The 17,266-nt window shown below is 66.2% G+C and carries 15 protein-coding genes; 4 read left to right on the top strand and 11 right to left on the bottom strand.

What is annotated here, in order from left to right:
• Positions 1 to 2 precede the first annotated feature (2 nt).
• The 3 genes from BM198_RS24060 to BM198_RS24050 form a co-directional block, all read right to left on the bottom strand.
• Positions 3 to 1,598: a sensor histidine kinase gene (locus BM198_RS24060; RefSeq protein WP_074973001.1), complete on the bottom strand. Its 1,596-nt coding sequence runs from the start codon at positions 1,596 to 1,598 to the stop codon at positions 3 to 5.
• A complete protein-coding gene (locus BM198_RS24055) occupies positions 1,585 to 1,821 on the bottom strand; it encodes a PP0621 family protein (RefSeq protein WP_074972999.1) in 237 nt (78 codons plus the stop codon). Before BM198_RS24055 ends, BM198_RS24060 begins: the two co-directional genes overlap by 14 nt.
• Positions 1,822 to 1,967: 146 nt before the next feature.
• Positions 1,968 to 2,966 (bottom strand): outer membrane protein assembly factor BamD, encoded by a 999-nt coding sequence (locus BM198_RS24050; protein WP_044410365.1) that lies wholly within the window; start codon positions 2,964 to 2,966, stop codon positions 1,968 to 1,970.
• A 147-nt stretch (positions 2,967 to 3,113) separates the two neighbouring features.
• On the opposite strand from BM198_RS24050, the gene rluD reads away from it, so the two are divergent.
• From rluD to clpB, 3 genes are all read left to right on the top strand, one after another.
• On the top strand, positions 3,114 to 4,085 hold the full coding sequence (gene rluD, locus BM198_RS24045; RefSeq protein ID WP_044410847.1) for a 23S rRNA pseudouridine(1911/1915/1917) synthase RluD: 972 nt from the start codon (positions 3,114 to 3,116) through the stop codon (positions 4,083 to 4,085).
• Positions 4,085 to 4,810: a peptidoglycan editing factor PgeF gene (gene pgeF, locus BM198_RS24040; RefSeq protein WP_074972997.1), complete on the top strand. Its 726-nt coding sequence runs from the start codon at positions 4,085 to 4,087 to the stop codon at positions 4,808 to 4,810. The genes rluD and pgeF overlap by 1 nt, the downstream gene beginning before the upstream one ends.
• Before the next feature lie 132 nt (positions 4,811 to 4,942).
• On the top strand, positions 4,943 to 7,507 hold the full coding sequence (clpB, locus tag BM198_RS24035; RefSeq protein ID WP_074972995.1) for an ATP-dependent chaperone ClpB: 2,565 nt from the start codon (positions 4,943 to 4,945) through the stop codon (positions 7,505 to 7,507).
• Positions 7,508 to 7,606: 99 nt separating this feature from the next.
• On the opposite strand, the gene ispH is transcribed toward clpB, so the two are convergent.
• The 6 genes from ispH to murJ all read right to left on the bottom strand — a co-directional run bounded on the left by ispH (position 7,607) and on the right by murJ (position 14,974).
• Complete coding sequence (gene ispH, locus BM198_RS24030; protein ID WP_044410372.1) at positions 7,607 to 8,551, bottom strand: 4-hydroxy-3-methylbut-2-enyl diphosphate reductase; 945 nt, start codon at positions 8,549 to 8,551, stop codon at positions 7,607 to 7,609.
• Positions 8,552 to 8,600: 49 nt separating this feature from the next.
• The gene (locus BM198_RS24025; protein WP_074972993.1) at positions 8,601 to 9,053 is read right to left on the bottom strand and encodes an FKBP-type peptidyl-prolyl cis-trans isomerase; all 453 of its coding nucleotides are present in this window, start codon (positions 9,051 to 9,053) and stop codon (positions 8,601 to 8,603) included.
• Positions 9,046 to 9,552 carry a signal peptidase II gene (gene lspA / locus BM198_RS24020; RefSeq protein ID WP_074972991.1) on the bottom strand — a complete coding sequence of 169 codons (507 nt, stop codon included), beginning with the start codon at positions 9,550 to 9,552 and terminating at the stop codon, positions 9,046 to 9,048. Before lspA ends, BM198_RS24025 begins: the two co-directional genes overlap by 8 nt.
• Positions 9,545 to 12,376, bottom strand: a complete 2,832-nt coding sequence (gene ileS, locus BM198_RS24015; RefSeq protein WP_074972989.1) for an isoleucine--tRNA ligase — start codon at positions 12,374 to 12,376, stop codon at positions 9,545 to 9,547. The genes lspA and ileS overlap by 8 nt, the downstream gene beginning before the upstream one ends.
• Positions 12,377 to 12,391: 15 nt before the next feature.
• Positions 12,392 to 13,330: a bifunctional riboflavin kinase/FAD synthetase gene (gene ribF, locus BM198_RS24010; RefSeq protein WP_044410386.1), complete on the bottom strand. Its 939-nt coding sequence runs from the start codon at positions 13,328 to 13,330 to the stop codon at positions 12,392 to 12,394.
• 105 nt (positions 13,331 to 13,435) lie between these two features.
• Positions 13,436 to 14,974, bottom strand: coding sequence for a murein biosynthesis integral membrane protein MurJ (gene murJ, locus BM198_RS24005; protein ID WP_074972988.1), 1,539 nt, complete (start codon positions 14,972 to 14,974; stop codon positions 13,436 to 13,438).
• Between the two features lie 234 nt (positions 14,975 to 15,208).
• Between murJ and rpsT the strand changes: the two genes are divergently transcribed.
• Entirely contained in the window at positions 15,209 to 15,484 is a 276-nt protein-coding gene (gene rpsT, locus BM198_RS24000) for a 30S ribosomal protein S20 (protein WP_028629627.1), read from the top strand.
• A gap of 115 nt (positions 15,485 to 15,599) precedes the next feature.
• On the opposite strand, the gene BM198_RS23995 is transcribed toward rpsT, so the two are convergent.
• Both BM198_RS23995 and proB read right to left on the bottom strand, forming a co-directional pair.
• Entirely contained in the window at positions 15,600 to 16,064 is a 465-nt protein-coding gene (locus tag BM198_RS23995) for a CreA family protein (protein WP_044410397.1), read from the bottom strand.
• Positions 16,065 to 16,076: 12 nt separating this feature from the next.
• Positions 16,077 to 17,195: a glutamate 5-kinase gene (proB, locus tag BM198_RS23990; RefSeq protein ID WP_044410399.1), complete on the bottom strand. Its 1,119-nt coding sequence runs from the start codon at positions 17,193 to 17,195 to the stop codon at positions 16,077 to 16,079.
• Positions 17,196 to 17,266 lie beyond the last annotated feature (71 nt).

The raw sequence follows: 17,266 nt of genomic DNA, 5'->3' as shown, positions 1-17,266 counted from the left end.
GGTCAACTCAGTTTTCGCGGATGGGCGAAGGTGATGCGGAAACAGCTGCCGCCGCCTTCGCGGGGTCGATAGTCAAGGCGGGCCTGGTTGCTCTCGCACAGCTCGCGGGAGATGTACAGGCCGAGCCCGGTGCCCTTGTTCTCCGTGGTGTGGAAGGGCTCGAACAGGTGATGGAGCTGCTCCTCGGCGACGCCGGGGCCGTCGTCCATCACTTCCAGTATGGGCAGGTCGCTCTCGGCGTCACGGAAGAGTTTCAGCCAGACCTGCCCCTGGCGATGCTTCTGCGCGCTGTAGCGCAGGCCGTTCTGCACCAGGTTGGTCAGCACCTGGGTGAGCTGGTGGGGGTCCATGCGGGTCTGGATGCTGCCCGGGTTGGTTTCCAGGTGAAGGGTCTGGCCCACCGGTGAGGCGCTGCGGAACTCGCTGGCGAATCGGTGCAGCCAGTACTTGAGATCCAGCAACTGCGGTTCCGACTGGCGGCGCCGCGACAGTTGCAGGACGTTCTCGATGACGAGGTTCATCCGCCGGGAATGATCCTGGATGATCTGCGCCAGGCGGCGGTCGGGCCCCTCCAGCTCTTCGGACTCCTGCAACAGCTGGGCGGCATGACTGATGGCGCCTAGGGGATTGCGGATCTCATGGGCGATACCGGCGGTCAGCCGCCCCAGGGAAGCCAGCTTCAGCTGCTGCGCCTGCTGGGCGATCTGCGAAATGTCTTCGAGGAAGACCAGCGTATCCAGCTGCTCACCGCGCTGCAGCTGGACGAAACTGGGCTGCAGCACCGTGCCGTCGGGTACCGGCTGCAGGCTCTGGGGGCGCAGGGTCGGGTTGTCCCACCACTGCTCCAGTCGCTTGAGCAGCTCCGGGCAGTGCGGCCCGAGGGGGCGCCCCGCCAGCCCGTCGTGCCCCAGCATCGCCTGGGCAGCCTGGTTGGCCAGCAACACCCGGTGACGGCTGTCCAGCACCAGGATGCCGGTGCGCATGCGCTGCAGGATGAGCGCGTTGAGCGCTTCCAGATTGGCCACGTCGGCAGCACGCTGCTCGGCCAGGGTCTCGCTCAACTGCAGGCGCCGGCTGATGCCCTGCACGAACAGGGCGCCTGCAAAGCACAGCGCCCCGAGCGCACCGGCCTGTACGTACTGGTTGGCCGCTTCCGGGCGCGACAAGCTCAGGTAGAAGGTCAGGTAGATCATCCCGATGGCGGCGACGGCGGCGATCAGCAGCCCGATACGCCCACGCAGCAGGATGTTGGCAATGGCTACCGCAACGATGATCAGGTTGCCGATGCCGCTGGGCGAACCGCCCGCTGCATAGAAGATGCAGGACAGCAGGATGACGTCCACCAGCGCCAGGCTGAACACCTGCAGCATGTGCTGGGGGCGGCGCACCATCAGCGCAATGAGGATGTTCAGCAGCAGGTAGAACCAGCTGGCATTACGGAACAGCTGGACACGGGCCAGGTTCAGCAGCTCGCTGTCCAGCTCACTGGAAATCAGCCCGACCAGTGCCAGGCCGATCAGCAGGCGATACAGGTTGTAAAGGCGGAAGATCCGTCGGATCTGGTTACTCGCCAGGGAGGGCGACTCAGTGCTCGCCACTGGCCTTGCCTTGTTCGAGGTGGGCCTGGCTGCAGTACCAGCGCTGGGCACTGAGCAGGGCTTCGGACTGGGGAACGTGGACGCCACACTGGGCGCAGCGAACCATGGGGCTGGCGGCCGGCTCGGAGGGCGGAGCCTCCTGGCGGGGCGGGCGGGCCTTCATGCGGCGCCATACCCATACGGCAGCAAAAATGACGGCAATCCAGAAGATCAGGCGCAACATGCGTCGAACTCGAGTGTCCGGGGAAAGGCCAGCAGTTTAAGCCAAGGCGTTTCCCCACGCCCAGCAGCTAAAGGCAGTGCTGTGCACTGTGTCCTCGCAGGCATGAAAAAAGAGGCCCGCAGGCCTCTTTTTACTGTCCATCCGCCTCAGTCGAAGAGGCCGAAGGTCATGTAGCTGAACCAGGAGCGCTTCTTGCCGCCGGTATCGCCACCAGCCGAGGCGTTCTCGGGCTGGAGCTCGTCCGGGATTTCTTCCCTGGCGTCTTCGTACTGCTTGATCACGTCCTGGTTGGCGCGGGTCTGGCCCGGGGGCAGCGGCGCTTCGCTCTCGATCAGGCCGAGGGTGGCCTTGGCCAGCCAGCTGCGGTTATCGGCTTCGTCCTCGCGGGGCACGAACTGGCCATCGACCAGGCTCGGGTGCTCGGGGTAGTTCAACTTCAGGGTTTCCAGGCTGGTCGCGGCCAGGTCATCCAGACCCAGGCGCTGGTAGGACTCCACCATCACGGCCAGGCCATCGCCCACGGCGGGGGTGCCTTGGAAGTTCTCCACCACGTAGCGACCGCGGTTGCCGGCGGCGACATAGGCCTGGCGGGTCAGGTAGTAGTGGGCGACGTGGATTTCGTAGGCGGCCAGCAGGTTACGCAGGTAGACCATGCGCTGCTTGGCGTCCGGCGCGTAGCGGCTGTGGGGGTAGCGGCTGGTGAGCTGGGCGAACTCGTTGTAGGAGTCGCGGGCGGCACCCGGGTCACGCTTGGTCATGTCCAGCGGCAGGAAGCGCGCCAGCAGGCCACGATCCTGTTCGAAGGAGGCCAGGCCCTTCAGGTAGTAGGCGTAGTCGACGTTGGCGTGCTGCGGGTGCAGGCGGATGAAACGCTCGGCGGCCGACTTGGCGGCCTCCGGCTCGACGTTCTTGTAGTAGGCGTAGATCAGCTCGAGCTGGGCCTGCTCGGCGTAGCGCCCGAAGGGGTAGCGGGACTCGAGGGCCTTGAGCTTGGCGACGGCGCTGGAATAGCTCTTGTTGTCTAGGTCGGACTGAGCCTGCTGGTACAGCTCGGACTCGCTCAGGTTCTCGTCGACCACTTCTTTGGAGGAACACGCGGCGGTGAGGGCGAGAATGGCGATCAGCAGCAGGTGTTTCACTTGCATGGTGGCTTGCGTCCCTGTGACGGTCCGCTGTCTTGGGCGGAGCCGTCCTGTTATGATGGGCGCCCTGGGCTTTCCCAGGACAAAGACGCCGTATTTAACCACAAGCGCGTGGCCGAAACCAAAGGCTGCGCCCCGCCGTTTTCGAGCATGTCCCCGACCAACAAACAGGCCATCCAACTGAGTGCCGAGGTGCCGTCCGATTTGGGCGGGCAACGCCTGGACCAGGTTGCCGCACAACTCTTCGACGAACACTCCCGCTCCCGCCTGTCCGCCTGGATCAAGGAAGGGCGACTCACCGTGGACGGCCAGGTGCTCCGCCCCCGCGACACCGTCTATGGCGGTTCCGTGCTGGCGCTCGATGCCGAGCTGGAGTCCCAGGGCGAGTGGGTGGCCCAGGACATCGAGCTGAACATCGTCTACGAGGACGACCACCTGCTGGTGCTGGACAAGCCCGCCGGCCTGGTGGTGCACCCGGCGGCCGGCCACATGGACGGCACCCTGCTCAATGCCCTGCTGCACCATGCCCCCGACCTGGCCAACGTGCCCCGGGCCGGCATCGTGCATCGCCTCGACAAGGACACCACCGGCCTGATGGTGGTGGCCAAGACCCTCGAAGCCCACACCAAGCTGGTCGCCCAGTTGCAGGCCCGGACCGTCAGCCGCATCTACGAAGCCATCGTCGTCGGCGTGATCACCGCAGGTGGCAAGGTCGACGCGCCCATCGGCCGCAGCTCCCAGCAGCGCCAGCGCATGGGCGTGGTGGCTGGTGGCAAGCAGGCCGTCAGCCACTACCGCGTGCTGGAACGGTTCCGTTCCCACACCCACACCCGGGTCAAGCTGGAGACCGGCCGCACCCACCAGATCCGCGTGCACATGGCCTACATCAACCACCCACTGGTAGGTGACCCGGTGTACGGCGGCCGCTTCCGCATTCCGCCGGCAGCGAGCCCGACCCTGGTACAGACGCTGAAAGAATTTCCCCGCCAGGCGCTGCACGCCCGCTTCCTGGAACTCGACCACCCGGAAACCGGTGATCGCATGAAGTGGGAATCCCCGCTGCCCGATGACTTCGTCTGGCTGCTGACCCTGCTGCGGCAGGACAACGAGTCCTTCGTCTGATGACGGGCTGGCTCACGCCCGACTGGCCCGCTCCCGCGCGGGTCAGGGCCTGCGTGACCACCCGCGCCGACGGCGTCAGCCTTCCGCCCTACGACAGCTTCAACCTCGGTGACCACGTCGACGACGACCCCGCCGCCGTCGCCAGCAACCGCCTCAAGCTCACGACCACCCTCGGCTGCCAGCCCGCCTGGCTCAGCCAGGTACACGGCACCCGCGTGGTCGAAGCCGATCCCTCCCGCGTAGAGACGGCTGACGCCAGCTGGAGCCAGACCCCCGGCATCGCCAGCCTGGTGATGACCGCCGACTGCCTGCCCGCGCTCTTCTGCAACCGCGACGGCACCCGTGTCGCAGCCGCTCATGCAGGCTGGCGCGGCCTGGCAAACGGCGTACTGGAAGCCACGCTGGATGCACTGGCCACACCGGCGGACCAGATCCTGGTCTGGCTCGGACCGGCCATCGGCCCGGAAGCCTTCGAAGTCGGCCCGGAGGTTCGCGACGCCTTCATCGCCCAGCACGCCGAAGCAGACACCGCCTTCCGCCCCAGCGCAAATGCCGGCCGCTACCTGGCGGATATCTACGCCCTCGCCCGCATCCGCCTCGCCGCCCGTGGCATCACTGCGGTCCATGGCGGCGGTTTCTGCACCGTCAGCGACCCGCGCTTCTACTCCTACCGCCGCGCCTCCCGCACCGGGCGCTTCGCGAGCCTCGTCTGGCTGGCCGATTGAGCCACTGACCTGCATCAAGGCCGGGCACCTTGAATCGCCCAGAATCGTCCTTATCTACACTGCATCCCGGCGAGCTCATCGTCTTCGGGGCGCTCATCGCCCCAGCCCGCCCCTTAGAGGAAGGACTGCCCCATGCGCATAGATCGACTGACCAGCAAACTCCAACTGGCGCTGTCCGACGCCCAATCCCAGGCCGTCGGCCACGACCACTCGGCCATCGAGCCGCTGCACCTCATGCTCGCCCTGCTCGACCAGCAGGGCGGCTCCATCAAACCTCTGCTCATGCAGGTGGGCTTCGACATCGCCGCCCTGCGGGCGGGCCTGACCAAGGAACTCGATGGCCTGCCGAAGATCCAGAACCCCACCGGTGACGTGAACCTGTCCCAGGACCTCGCCCGCCTGCTCAACCAGGCCGACCGCCTGGCCCAGCAGAAAGGCGACCAGTTCATCTCCAGCGAACTGGTGGTGCTGGCTGCGATGGACGAAAACACCCGCCTGGGCAAGCTGCTGCTCGGCCAGGGCGTCACACGCAAGGCCCTGGAGAACGCCATTGCCAACCTGCGCGGCGGCCAGGCCGTGAACGACCCCAACGTCGAGGAAGCCCGCCAGGCCCTGGACAAGTACACCGTCGACCTCACCAAGCGCGCCGAAGACGGCAAGCTCGACCCGGTAATCGGCCGTGACGACGAGATCCGCCGCACCATCCAGGTCCTGCAGCGCCGCACCAAGAACAACCCCGTGCTGATCGGCGAGCCCGGCGTCGGCAAGACCGCCATCGCCGAAGGCCTGGCCCAGCGCATCATCAACGGCGAAGTACCCGACGGCCTGAAGGACAAGCGCCTGCTGGCCCTGGACATGGGGGCCCTGATCGCCGGCGCCAAGTTCCGTGGCGAGTTCGAAGAGCGCCTCAAGGCCGTGCTCAATGAACTGTCCAAGCAGGAAGGCCGCGTCATCCTCTTCATCGACGAACTGCACACCATGGTCGGCGCCGGCAAGGCCGAAGGCGCCATGGACGCCGGCAACATGCTCAAGCCGGCCCTGGCCCGTGGCGAACTGCACTGCGTCGGCGCCACCACCCTGGACGAGTACCGCCAGTACATCGAGAAGGACGCCGCCCTGGAGCGCCGCTTCCAGAAAGTCCTGGTGGACGAGCCCAGTGAGGAAGACACCATCGCCATCCTCCGTGGCCTGAAGGAGCGCTACGAGGTGCACCACGGCGTGACCATCACCGACGGCGCCATCATCGCCGCCGCCAAGCTCTCGCACCGCTACATCACCGACCGCCAGCTGCCGGACAAGGCCATCGACCTGATCGACGAAGCCGCCAGCCGCATCCGCATGGAGATCGACTCCAAGCCCGAAGCCCTCGACCGCCTGGACCGCCGCCTGATCCAGCTGAAGATCGAGCGCGAGGCCATGAAGAAGGAAGAGGACGAGGCCGCCATCAAACGCCTGGCCAAACTGGAGGACGACATCCTCAAGCTGGAACGCGAATACGCCGACCTGGAGGAAATCTGGAAATCGGAGAAAGCCGAAGTCCAGGGGTCCGCCCAGATCCAGCAGAAGATCGAACAGGCCCGCACCGAGCTGGAAGCCGCCCGCCGCAAGGGCGACCTGAACCGCATGGCTGAACTGCAGTACGGCATCATCCCCGACCTGGAACGCAGCCTGCAGATGGTCGACCAGCACGGCAAGCCGGAGAACCAGCTGCTGCGCAACAAGGTGACCGACGAGGAGATCGCCGAAGTCGTCTCCAAGTGGACCGGCATCCCGGTGGCCAAGATGCTCGAAGGCGAGCGCGACAAGCTGCTGCGCATGGAAGACGAGCTGCACAAGCGCGTCATCGGCCAGCATGAAGCCGTGGTCGCCGTGGCCAACGCCGTGCGCCGCTCCCGCGCCGGCCTGGCCGACCCGAACCGCCCCAGCGGCTCCTTCCTGTTCCTCGGCCCGACGGGCGTGGGCAAGACCGAGCTGTGCAAGGCCCTGGCCGAATTCCTCTTCGACACCGAAGAGGCGCTGGTGCGCATCGATATGTCCGAGTTCATGGAGAAACACTCCGTGGCCCGCCTCATCGGTGCCCCTCCGGGTTACGTCGGCTACGAGGAAGGCGGCTACCTGACCGAAGCCGTGCGTCGCAAGCCCTACTCCGTCGTGCTGATGGATGAAGTGGAGAAGGCCCACCCGGACGTCTTCAACATCCTCCTGCAGGTGCTGGAGGACGGCCGCCTGACCGACAGCCACGGCCGCACCGTCGACTTCCGCAATACCGTGGTGGTGATGACCTCCAACCTCGGCTCCGCGCAGATCCAGGAGCTGGTGGGCGACCGTGAGGCCCAGCGCGCGGCGGTGATGGATGCCGTCAGCAGCCACTTCCGCCCGGAGTTCATCAACCGGATCGACGAAGTCGTGGTGTTCGAGCCCCTGGGTCGCGACCAGATCGGCGGCATCGCCAGCATCCAGCTGCAACGCCTGCGCAAACGCCTGGCCGAACGCGACCTGAGCCTGGAGCTGAGCCCGGAAGCCCTCGACAAGCTGATTGCCGTTGGCTACGACCCGGTCTACGGCGCACGCCCGCTCAAGCGCGCCATCCAGCGCTGGATCGAAAACCCGCTGGCCCAGCAGATCCTCGCCGGCCAGTTCGCCCCGGGCGTCGCCATCCACGCTCGGGTCGAGGGGGAGGAGATCGTCTTCGACTGATCCATCGCACCCTCCATGCCGCCCATCCCTGATGGGCGGCATTTTTCATGGGCAATGAAAACGGGGGCCGAAGCCCCCGTTTTTATTTACTGCCGTAGCTCAGATCGCCTTGACCCGCAGCTCCTTGGGCATCGAGAAGGTAACGTTCTCCGGCCGCCCGTCCAGCTCAAGCGCTACCTCGGCGCCCCACTCGCGCAGTTGCTGGATCACGCCCTGCACCAGCACCTCGGGGGCAGAGGCGCCGGCGGTGATGCCGACCCGCTGCACACCGGCGAACCAGCCCTGCTGCAGGTCTTCGGCGCCGTCGATCAGGTAGGCCGGGGTGCCGATGCGCTCGGCAAGTTCGCGCAGGCGGTTGGAGTTGGAGCTGTTGGGGCTGCCCACCACCAGCACCACATCACTTTCGTCAGCCAGTTGCTTCACCGCGTCCTGGCGGTTCTGGGTGGCGTAGCAGATGTCGTCCTTGCGCGGCCCGCCGATGGAAGGGAAGCGCGCCCGCAGGGCATCGATCACGCGGCTGGTGTCGTCCATGGAAAGAGTCGTCTGGGTGACGAAGGACAAAGCCTCGGGGTTGCGAACCACCAGGCGCTCCACGTCGTCCTCGTTCTCCACCAGGTAGATCGCGCCGCCATTGACGGTGTCGTACTGGCCCATGGTGCCTTCCACTTCCGGGTGACCGGCGTGGCCGATCAGCACGCACTCCCGGCCGTCACGGCTGTAGCGGGCCACCTCCATGTGCACCTTGGTCACCAGCGGACAGGTGGCGTCGAAGACCTTGAGGCCACGGCGCTCGGCCTCCTGGCGCACGGCCTGGGACACGCCGTGGGCGCTGAAGATGACGATGACGTTGTCCGGCACCTGATCCAGCTCTTCGACGAACACGGCGCCACGGGCGCGCAGGTCTTCGACGACGAACTTGTTGTGCACCACTTCGTGGCGGACGTAGATCGGCGGGCCGAACACTTCCAGCGCACGGTTGACGATCTCGATGGCACGGTCAACGCCGGCACAGAACCCACGGGGGTTGGCGAGTTTGATCTGCATGCTTGTTACCTCCAGGCCTGCCGGCCGCCCTCCCCTGTCGGGAAACGGATCAGAGCGGGCGAACCGCCAGGATTTCCACCTCGAAGCACAGCGTCTTGCCGGCCAGCGGGTGGTTGAAGTCGATGGTCACGCGGTCAGCGTCGAAGGCCTTCACGACACCGGGCAACTCGGCGTTGGCGGCGTCGTTGAAGATGATCAGCAGGCCTTCGGACAGCTCCATGTCCTGGAACTGGCCACGGGGCATGACCTGGACGTTCTGCTCGTTCGGCTGGCCGAAACCCTGCTCGGGGGTGATGGGCAGTTCGCGGCGGTCACCGGCCTTGAGGCCGAACAGCGCGTTCTCGAAGCCCGGCAGCAGGTTGCCGTCGCCGACCTTGAAGGTGGCCGGCTGCTTGCCGAAGGTGCTGTCGACCACGTCGCCGTTCTCCAGCTTGATGGCGAAGTTCAGCGTCACTTCACGGTCCGGGCCGATGCGCAGCTCGGTGGCGAGGGACTCAGTCATGGGCGGCTTCTCCGGACTTCTTCGTCTTGAACATATCCAGCGCCAGCATGATGGCGCCGAGGGTGATCGCGGTGTCGGCGAGGTTGAACGCCGGGAAATACCAGCGGTCCTGCCAGTGCACCAGGAGGAAGTCGACCACGTGGCCCAGCACCACGCGGTCGTACAGGTTGCCCAACGCGCCACCGAGCACGGCGGCCAGGGCGATGGCCAGCCAGGTTTCGTCGGCCTTCAGGCGCTTGAGCCAGACCACCAGCACGCCGCTCACCACGATGGCGATGAGCGCGAACAGCCAGCGCTGCCAGCCCGAGCTGTCCGCCAGGAAGCTGAAGGCAGCGCCGGTGTTGTAGACGTGGGTCCAGTCGAACCAGCCGGGGATCACCGTGATGCGGGTGTGCTTGGGGATCAGGTCCAGCACTGCCCACTTGGTGCCCTGGTCCAGCAGGAACACCAGGACGCTCAGCAGCAGCCAGCCCAGCCGACCGAAACGGGCCTCAGGCATGGTGGCGAACCTCACCGGCGCCTTCGATGTTCTCCACGCAACGACCGCACAGCTCCGGGTGTGCCGCGTGGGTGCCGACGTCCGCACGGTGGTGCCAGCAACGGCCGCACTTGGCGTGTTCGGACTTGAGGATGCGCAGCTTCAGGCCTGGCACCTCGGTGGCCACGGCCTGCTCCGGCGCCTCGCCCGCCGGGCGGACTTCAGCGGTGGAGGTGATGAGCACGAAGCGCAGCTCGTTGCCCAACCGGGCCAGGTCGGCCTGCAGGGCGTCGTCGCCGAACAGGGTGACTTCGGCCTGCAGGTTGCCACCGATGGCCTTGGCCGAACGCAGGGCCTCCAGCTCCTTGTTGACCGCCCCCTTAACCGCCATGACGCGGGTCCAGTAGGCCGCATCCAGGGCGAAACCTTCCGGCAGGCGGGCCAGGCCCTCGTACCAGGTGTTCAGCATGACCGACTCGTTGCGCTCGCCCGGCAGGTACTGCCAGATCTCCTCGGCGGTGAAGGCCAGGATCGGCGCGATCCAGCGCACCAGCGCCTCGGTGATGTGGAACAGCGCGGTCTGGCAGGAACGACGGGCCACGCTGTCGGCACGGGTGGTGTACTGACGGTCCTTGATGATGTCGAGGTAGAAACCGCCCAGCTCCTGCACGCAGAAGTTGTGCAGCTTCGAGTAGACGTTCCAGAAGCGGTACTCGCCATAGGCCTCGAGGATCTCGTCCTGCAGGCGCGCAGCGGCGTCCAGCGCCCAGCGGTCGAGGTCGAGCATCTGCTCCGGCGGCAGCAGGTCGCGGGCCGGATCGAAGCCGTTGAGGTTGGCCAGCATGAAGCGCGCGGTGTTGCGGATACGCCGGTAGGCGTCGGCGCTGCGCTGCAGGATCTGGTCGGAAACGGCCATCTCGCCCGAGTAGTCGGTGGCCGCAACCCACAGGCGCAGGATGTCGGCGCCCAGGGTGTTGTTGATCTTCTGCGGCGCCACGGTGTTGCCCAGGGACTTGGACATCTTGTGGCCGCGCTCGTCCACGGTGAAGCCGTGGGTCAGCAGGCCCTTGTAGGGCGCATGGCCGTCGATGGCGCTGCCGGTCAGCAACGAGGAATGGAACCAGCCGCGGTGCTGGTCGGAGCCTTCCAGGTAGAGGTCCGCACGCGGACCGCTGGCGTGGCCTTGCGGGTGCGAACCACGCAGCACGTGCCAGTGGGTGGTGCCGGAATCGAACCAGACGTCCAGGGTGTCGAGGATCTTCTCGTAGTCACCGGCCTCGTCGCCCAGCAGCTCGGCCGGCTCCAGCTTGAACCAGGCCTCGATGCCCTGCTGCTCGACGCGCTTGGCCACTTCCTCCATCAGCTCGACGGTGCGCGGGTGCAGCTCGCCGGTGGCCTTGTGCAGGAAGAACGGGATCGGCACGCCCCAGTTGCGCTGGCGCGAGATGCACCAGTCAGGACGGCCGGCGATCATGCTGTGCAGGCGCGCCTGGCCCCAGGCCGGGGTGAACTGGGTCTGCTCGATGGCCGCCAGGGCACGCTCGCGGAGGGTGCCGCCCTGGTTGGGCTGCTTGTCCATACCGACGAACCACTGGGCGGTAGCGCGATAGATCAGCGGGGTCTTGTGGCGCCAGCAGTGCATGTAGCTGTGCTTGATCGCCTCGTGCTTGAGCAGCGCGCCCACTTCTTCCAGCTTGGCGACAATGGCCGGGTTGGCCTTCCAGATGAACTGGCCACCGAAGAACGGCAGGTCGGCCACATACACGCCATTGCTCTGCACCGGGCTGAGGATGTCGTCATTGCTCATGCCGTAGTTCTTGCAGGAGCGGAAGTCATCCTCGCCATAGGCCGGCGCCGAGTGCACCACGCCCGTGCCGGCGCCCAGCTCGACGTACTCGGCCAGGTAGACCGGGGAGAAGCGCTCGTAGAACGGATGGCGGAAGCGAATGTGCTCCAGCGCCTCGCCCTTGGCGGTGGCGATTACCTGGCCTTCGAGGCCGTAGCGAGCCAGGCAGGACTCCACCAGTTCGGTCGCCAGCACCAGCAGGCGAGCGCCGGTGTCCACCAGGGCGTACTCGAATTCGGGGTGGACGTTCAGCGCCTGGTTGGCCGGGATGGTCCAGGGGGTGGTGGTCCAGATCACGATGGCGGCCGGCTTGGGCAGGCTGGCCAGGCCGAAGGCGGCAGCCAGCTTGTCGGCGTCTTCCACCGGGAAGGCAACGTCGATGGCGTCGGACTGCTTGTCCTTGTACTCCACCTCGGCCTCGGCCAGGGCCGAACCGCAGTCGAAGCACCAGTTGACCGGCTTCAGCCCCTTGAACACGAAGCCGCCCTTGACCATCTCGGCCAGGGCACGGATCTCGCCGGCTTCGTTGGCGAAGTTCATGGTCTTGTAGGGGTTGCTCCAGTCACCCAGCACACCCAGGCGGATGAAGTCGGCCTTCTGCAGCTCGATCTGCTCGGCGGCGTAGGTGCGGCACAGCTCGCGGACCTTGTCCGCCGGCAGGTTCTTGCCGTGGGTGGTCTCCACCTTGTGCTCGATGGGCAGGCCATGGCAGTCCCAGCCCGGCACGTAGGGCGCGTCGTAGCCGGCCAGGGTCTTGGAGCGGACGATGATGTCCTTGAGGATCTTGTTCAGCGCGTGGCCGATGTGGATCTCGCCGTTCGCGTAGGGCGGGCCATCGTGGAGGATGAACGTGGGGCGGCCCTCACCGATCTGGCGCAGCTTCTGATAGAGCCCAATGGAGTCCCAGCGCTGCAGGGTCTCCGGCTCACGCTGGGGAAGACCGGCCTTCATCGGAAATGCCGTTTCCGGCAGGTTGAGGGTCGCTTTGTAATCGGTCATGTCAGTCCAGGCTCATCATTGAAGGTGGGCGCCCTGCCAATAGGCACGGGCTGCGGCGACGTCCGCGTCGATCGCCGACTTGAGGGCCTCCAGGGAGGCGAATCGCTGCTCTTCGCGCAGCTTGCGGTGGAAGGTGACGCTGATACGCCGGTCGTAGAGGTTCGCGGCGAAATCCAGCAGGTGCACTTCCAGGTGGGCGTTGCCATCCCCTTTCACGGTGGGGCGCACGCCGATGTTGGCGACACCGGGCCGGCGCTGGCCATCCAGCTCCACGCTGACCAGGAAAACCCCGGAGAGCGGTACGCGGCGTCGCTTGAGTTGCACGTTGGCAGTCGGCGTGCCGAGCTGCCGGGCCAGCTTCTGGCCATGCAGGACACGGCCGGTGATGCTGAAGGGCCGCCCGAGCAGGTGCTCGGCCAGCGGGAAGTCGGCGGCGGCCAGGGCCTCGCGGACACGGGTGCTGCTGACCCGCATGCCATCCAGTTCAACGGTGGCGGCGGCTTCGACGGTGAAGCCCTCGGCCTCCCCGGCGGCCTGGAGGAAGGCGAAGTCTCCGGCGCGATCACAGCCGAAGCGGAAGTCGTCACCGATCTCCAGGTGATGCACGCCCAGCCCTTCCACCAGCACCGCATGGACGAACTCGGCAGCGGACAGCTCGCGCAAGCGCCGGTTGAACGCCAGGCACAGGACGAAATCCACGCCCTCGCCAGCCAGCAGCTCAAGCTTGTCGCGCAGGCGCGTCAGGCGGACGGGGGCGGTATCGGGGCCGAAGAACTCACGGGGCTGGGGCTCGAAGATCACCACGCAGCTGGGTACGCCCAGCTCGGCCGCGCGTTCGCGCAGGCGCTTGAGAATGGCCTGGTGACCCCGGTGGACGCCGTCGAAATTGCCGATTGTGGCAACGCAGCCCCCGGATCGGGGCCGCAGGTTATGAAGACCTCGGACCAGCTGCATAGCACACGTCTTGTTCACAAAGTGGCCGATTATACGCACAGCCGCGCCATCACAACAGGCACGTCTGACGTGTCGCAAAGCCGCTCTCCGGAGGGCACAACCCCGCTATCGGACAGCCCGTCGGGCGAAGTGGCGGAGGCGGAAACCCAGCACCGCCAGGGTGGCGAAATAACTGCCCGCCCCGGCGACCACCAGCAGCATCAGCCGCGCCAGACGCTCGGGCATGCCACCGCTGTCCCAGGCCGGCAGCCAGGCAGCGCCCAGCACCAGGACCGCCCCCATCACCGCAACCGCTACCAGCAGCTTGAGCAGGAACACGCCCCAGCCCGGCTGTGGCAGGAAAAGACGCTGCCGGCGCAGTTGCCAGAACAGCAACGCCGCGTTGAGGCAGGCCGCCAGCCCGATGGCCAGGGCCAGGCCGGCATGCTGCAAGGGCCCGATCAGCACCAGGTTGAGCAACTGGGTCACCACCAGGGTCAGCAGGGCGATACGCACCGGGGTGCGGATGTTCTGCCGGGCATAGAAGCCAGGCGCCAGGACCTTCACCAGGATGATCCCGAGCAGACCGACGGCGTAGGCGATCAGCGCGCGCTGGGTCATCAGCGCGTCATGGGCGGTGAACTTGCCGTACTGGAACAGCGAAACCGTCAGCGGCTCGGCGAGCAGCGCCAACGCCAGGGCGCAGGGCAGCACCAGCAGGAAGCACAGGCGCAGCCCCCAATCCAGCAGCTCGGAATAGGCCGTGCGGTCGTCATTGGCGTAGGTCTTGGCCAGCGACGGCAGCAGGATGGTGCCGAGCGCCACGCCAAGCACACCGGAGGGCAGCTCCATCAGGCGGTCGGCGTAGTACATCCAGGACACCGAGCCGGCTACCAGGAAGGACGCGAAGATGGTGTTGATGATCAGCGAGATCTGGCTCACCGAGACCCCGAAGATGGCCGGCCCCATCTGCTTCAGCACCCGCCAGACGCCGGTATCGCGCAGGTTCAGGCGCGGCAGCACGAGCATGCCGATGCGCTTGAGCGCCGGCAGCTGGAACAGCAACTGGGCCAGCCCGCCCGCCAGGGTCGCCCAGGCCAGCGCCATCACCGGCGGATGGAAATAAGGCGTGAGGAACACCGCAAAGACGATCATCGCCACGTTCAGCAGCGTCGGCACGAAGGCCGGCACCGCAAAGCGGTTCCAGGTGTTCAGCACCGCACCCGCCAGTGACGACAACGAGATCAGGAAGATATAGGGAAAGGTGACCCGCAACAGGTCGGTGGTCAGCTCGAACTTCTCCTGGGTGTCGGTGAAGCCGGGAGCGGTGGCATAGATCACCCAGGGCGCCGCAAGAATGCCCAGCGCCGTGACCAGCGCCAGCGCCAGGGTCAGCAGCCCCGCCACGTAGGCGATGAAGGTCCGGGTCGCCTCCTCGCCCTGCTGGCTCTTGTACTCCGCCAGGATCGGGACGAAGGCCTGGGAGAAGGCCCCCTCGGCGAAGATCCGCCGCAGCAGGTTGGGCAGCTTGAAGGCGACGAAGAAGGCATCCGTGGCCATGCCGGCACCGAAGGCACGTGCCACGATGGTGTCGCGAACGAAGCCCAGTACCCGCGACAGCATGGTGATGGAGCTGACGGCGGCCAGCGACTTGAGCAGATTCATGACGTAAAAGCTTGCATCCCAGGAGGCCGAAGGAAAGAATGCGCGACCGCAGAAGCCGACGCCCGGGCAGCCCCGGAGCGCGCGAGTGTAGAGCTGCGCAGCGAAGAAATCACGCTGCACGCTCGTCGCCCGCCACGGCAAGGGCACTCAACCGCCCTTGACATCGCCACAGTGCATCGGCATGATTCGCGGCCTTATTTGTTCGTATCCCCCCAGTTTCCGAGGAGCTTGACGGTGGCCAATACACCTTCTGCCAAAAAACGCGCGAAACAGGCTGAGAAGCGTCGTAGCCATAACGCCAGCCTGCGCTCCATGGTCCGTACCTACATCAAAAACGTAGTCAAGGCGCTCGACGCCAAGGACCTGCCCAAGGCTCAAGCAGCCTACACCGCTGCTGTACCGGTCATCGACCGCATGGCCGACAAAGGCATCATCCACAAGAACAAGGCCGCTCGTCACAAGAGCCGCCTGAACGCGCACATCAAGGCGCTGGGCCAGGCTGCTGCCTAAGCTCGTTCTTGTACGAAAAACCGGCCTGATGGCCGGTTTTTTATTGCCCGCGATTTGGCACTGCACATCCGCCAGGCAATAAAAAGCCCGGCGAACCGGGCTTTCCATCGTTGACTCAGGGCTTGTTCGGCCAGGGCATGATCGGAATGGCCGTCACCGCATTCTGCGGACTGCCCTCGATGATCCGGTCGCTGTAGACCAGATAGACGAGCGTGTTGCGCTTGCGATCGAAGAAGCGCACCACCTGCATGGTCTTGAACACCAGCGAGGTGCGCTCCTTGAACACCTCCTCGCCATCCTTCAGCTCAGCCGTGAAACGCACCGGCCCCACCTGCCGACAGGCAATGGAAGCCTCCGCGCGATCCTCGGCCAGACCCAGGCCACCTTTCACGCCACCAGTCTTGGCTCGCGACAGGTAGCAGGTCACCCCTTCCACCTTGGGATCGTCGAACGCCTCGATGACGATCTTGTCATTGGGCCCCAGCCACTTGAACACCGTGGAGACCGAGCCGATCTCCTCGGCCGCCACCAGCAACGGCATCGCGGCCACGGCCGCCAGCAATCCCTTCAGAAGCCTCATGACACCTCCTCGTCAGACCAGGACCAGGTTGTCCCGGTGCACCAGTTCGGGCTCACCGACATAGCCCAGCAGCTTCTCCACCATCTCGGACGACTGGCCAATGATCTTCTGCGCTTCCAGAGCGCTGTAGTTCACCAGGCCACGCGCCACCTCGCCCCCTTCGGGGTCGACACAGACCACCATCTCACCCCGACGGAAGCTGCCCTGCACCGCCTTCACACCCACCGGTAGCAGACTCTTGTGATCGGCACGCAGCGCCTTCACCGCCCCCGCATCCAGCACCAGGGTGCCGCGGGTCTGCAGGTGGCCGGCCAGCCACTGCTTGCGGGCGGCCAGCATGCCGCGCTCGGGCGCCAGGAGCGTACCCAGGCGTTCGCCGCTCTTCAGGCGATCCAGCACGCGCTCGATACGGCCACCGACGATGATCGTATGCGCCCCGGAGCGCGCCGCCAGGCGCGCTGCACGCAGCTTGGTCTGCATGCCACCGCGCCCCAGCGCGCCACCGGTGCCACCCGCCACGGCGTCCAGCGCCGGGTCATCGGCACGCGCTTCGAAAATCAGCTGGGCATCGGGGTTGTGACGCGGATCGGCATCGAACATGCCATCGCGGTCGGTGAGGATGACCAGCAGGTCCGCCTCCACCAGGTTGGCCACCAGGGCCGCCAGGGTGTCATTGTCACCGAAGCGGATCTCATCGGTGACAACCGTGTCGTTCTCGTTGATGACGGGAATCACGCCCAGGTCGACCAGCGCACGCAGGGTGCTGCGCGCATTGAGGTAGCGCTTGCGGTCGGAAAGGTCGTCGTGAGTCAGGAGGATCTGGGCGGTGCCACGGCCGTGCTCGGCAAAACTGGATTCCCAGGCCTGCACCAGCCCCATCTGGCCGACGGCAGCCGCAGCCTGCAGCTCGTGCATGGCCTTCGGGCGGGTGTTCCAGCCCAACCGGCTCATGCCCGCCGCTACCGCGCCGGACGACACCAGCACCAGTTCGACGCCCGCATTGCGCAGCGCCACCATCTGCTCCACCCACACCGCCATGGCATCGCGATCGAGGCCACGTCCATCAGCGGTCAGCAAAGCACTGCCGATCTTCACCACCCAGCGCTGCGCGCCAGTCACCTTGTCCCGCATATCTTCCAACCTTAGCTAGAAAGCCGTGCGGCCCATGGCGCACAGCCTATGGCGATCATCCGGTGCGCCCG

Source organism: Metapseudomonas otitidis (assembly GCF_900111835.1).
GTDB classification, from domain to species: Bacteria; Pseudomonadota; Gammaproteobacteria; order Pseudomonadales; family Pseudomonadaceae; genus Metapseudomonas; species Metapseudomonas otitidis.
This window is presented reverse-complemented; position numbering and strand designations above follow the sequence as displayed.